Source organism: Longimicrobium sp. (assembly GCF_036280135.1).
Lineage (GTDB): Bacteria > Gemmatimonadota > Gemmatimonadetes > Longimicrobiales > Longimicrobiaceae > Longimicrobium.
Window position 1 is genome coordinate 1 of sequence record NZ_DASURI010000513.1, and the last position, 2,847, is coordinate 2,847.

Below are 2,847 nucleotides of genomic sequence, written 5' to 3' on the forward strand. Positions count from 1 at the left end.
CGTGACGGCGGACGACGCGAAGCTCGACGACCTGGCCCGCGTGCTGGGCGTGCAGGACGCCATTGAGAGCGCGTACGTCAAGCCGGCCGCGTACGTGCCCGCCATGTACCTGGGCCAAAAGCCGCGGCCGCAGCGCCCGCCGGCCGTGTCGCCGGACTTTACGCAGCGGCAGGGCTACCTGTTCGCCGCGCCGCAGGGCGTGGACGCGCTGCACGCGTGGACCCTGCCGGGCGGCGGCGGCAGCGGCGTGCGCATCGTGGACGTGGAGGGCGCCTGGCTCTTCACCCACGAGGACCTGCGCGAGCGGCAGGGCGGCGTCATCGCGGGCGCGGAGCGCAACAACCCGTACGTGCGCAACCACGGCACCTCCGTGGCCGGCATCCTGGGCGGCGACGCCAACGGCTACGGCGTGACGGGCATCTGCCCCGACGCCATCGTCAGCGGCGCGTCCATCTACCCCAGGGGGACGGCGTACGCCATCCGCGCCGCCGCGGACCACCTGTCCCCGGGCGACGTGATCCTGCTGGAGTTGCATCGCCCCGGGCCGGCCGTTGACTTCGACAACCCGGACAGCCCGTTCGGGTGGATGGCCGTGGAGTGGTGGCCGGACGACTTCGCCGCCATCCGCTATGCCACCAGTCGCGGCATCCTCGTCGTGGAGGCGGCCGGCAACGGGTCGCAGGACCTGGATGATGCGATCTACGACGCGCAGCCGCCGGCGCCGTACGGGCCGTTTCCGTCGTGGTGGAGCAACCCGTTCCGCCGCGAGGCGCTGGATTCGGGCGCCATCCTGGTCGGCGCGGGGGCGCCGCCGCAGGGCACGCACGGCCGCGACGTGTGGGGGCCGGACCGCTCGCGGCTGGACTACTCGTGCTACGGTTCCGCGCTGGATGCGCAGGGCTGGGGCTACGAGGTGACGACCACGGGGTGGTACGGGGACCTGCAGGGTGGGCCGGAGGAGATCCGCTGGTACACGGACGGGTTCGCCGGCACCTCGGCCGCGTCGCCCATCGTGGTCGGGGCGCTGGCGTGCGTGCAGGGCGCGCTGAACGCCGCCGGCCGTCCCCTGCTTTCGCCCGCCGACGCGCGCACCCTGCTCCGCGCCACGGGCACGCCGCAGCAGAACGGTCCGGCGGGTCCGGCGACGCAGCGCATCGGCAATCGCCCCGACGTGCGGGAGATGCTGTCGATGGTGCTCCCCTTCGCCGGCCGCGCCGAGGCGTTCGCCTTCCCGTCCAGCTACGAGGCGGAGGAGATGATCGGCGCCGGCTTCCTCTGATCGGCGGACGGATCGCCGGCCGATATGGACGGCGGACAACCGACCGTCGATGAGCTGATCGTCGCCGTCAGGGCGGAATCGAAGACGGCCGGCCGCATCCACGCGATGCGGCCGGCCATTTCGTGTTCCGGACGGGCTGTGATCTCGGATGAACGGGGATCGTGGTGGACGTCGGCGGGCCTCGCGCGAGGCGCCCCCTCCGGGCTCGCGGAGCTCGCCCACCTCCCCCAAAAACCCCTGGGGGAGGTTGAACAGCTGGATTCTCCCGGCTGGGGACGGGTCGAGCACGGGACGGGAGATCCTTCGGTCGGCGCCAGGGATTCGCGTGCAGGCATACGGCGCGTCCCTCCGGAAGACGAGGCCGCCGCGGAGCCGCCGTTGCAGGCTATTCCCTATTCCCTGTTCCCTATTCCCTGCAGTCCCAAAACGGAAGAGGCCGCCCACGCGCTCCCCCGAGCGCGGGACGGCCCTCCTTCCATTCACCCAGTCTCCATCAAACAACCAACCCTCACCAACCCCGGCCGCCGCGGTGCCCCCCGACACCGCGGACGGCCGACCACGTCCGGAGCCCCCCGACTCCTCGCGCGGCCCGCGTCCGAAGCCCCCTCAGCTCCTCGCGCGGTAGTTGATGATGGTCTCCCTCCCTCCCGGCAACCGCACCTGCACCGACACCGCCGAACCCGGGCGAACCGCGTCCGCCGCGGCGCGAAGGTCGTCCAGCGACTGCACCTCGCGGCCGTTCACCCGCTCCACCACCATCCCCCGGGCCAGCGCACCCGCCGCCGGGCCGTCGGGGTCCACCTCGGAGATCACCACGCCGTCGGCGCTCTCCATCCGCAGCTCCTGCGCGATCTGCGCGGTCACCCGCTGGGCGCGGAAACCCAGCTTGCCGGGCTCCGCCGCCTCTTCCACGCGCTCCTCCATCATGGCCGGGCGGCGCGGGTCGCGTGCCTCGGCCTCGTCGTTGGCGGCCACGGAGGCGTACTCCTCCAGGCGCAGCTCCACCCGGCGACGGTCGCCGTAGCGGATCACGTCCAGGCTCACCCGGTCGCCCGGGCGCTTGCGCATCACCATCTCCATCAGCTCGCCCGAGCCTTCGACCCGCTGGCCGTCCAGGGCCACGATCACGTCGCCCATCCGCAGGCCGGCGCGCTGGGCGGCGGCGCGGGGCTCGGCGGCCACCACGGCGCCCGACGGGGCGGGCAGGCGGAACACCTCGGCATCCGCCGACGTGGCGTCGCGGATCTCCACGCCGATCATGGGACGGTGCACCTTGCCGTCGCGCATGAGGTCCTCGGCCACGCGGCGGGCCAGGTTGATGGGCACCGCGAACCCGTATCCGCTGTAGAAGCCCGTGGGCGAGGCGATGGCGCTGTTGATGCCCACCACGCGGCCCTGCAGGTCCACCAGCGGGCCGCCGCTGTTGCCCGGGTTGATGGCCGCGTCCGTCTGGATGAAGTGCTCCAGCGGGGCCTCGGCGCCGCTGCGGCCAAAGATGCCGATGCTGCGGCCCTTGGCGCTCACGATGCCGGCCGTGGTGCTCTGGCCCAGGTCCAGCGGGTAGCCCA

Annotated in this window: 2 protein-coding genes; one reads left to right on the forward strand and one right to left on the reverse strand. The window is 73.1% G+C overall.

What is annotated here, in order from left to right:
• Nucleotides 1-1,279, forward strand: a 1,279-nt coding sequence (locus tag VFZ20_RS16575) for a S8 family serine peptidase (RefSeq protein ID WP_329685024.1), incomplete at its 5' end; no start/stop codon positions are given.
• Between the two features lie 606 nt (nt 1,280-1,885).
• Here the strand turns inward: VFZ20_RS16575 and VFZ20_RS16580 are convergent.
• Nucleotides 1,886-2,847, reverse strand: a 962-nt coding sequence (locus VFZ20_RS16580) for a PDZ domain-containing protein (protein WP_329685025.1), incomplete at its 5' end; no start/stop codon positions are given.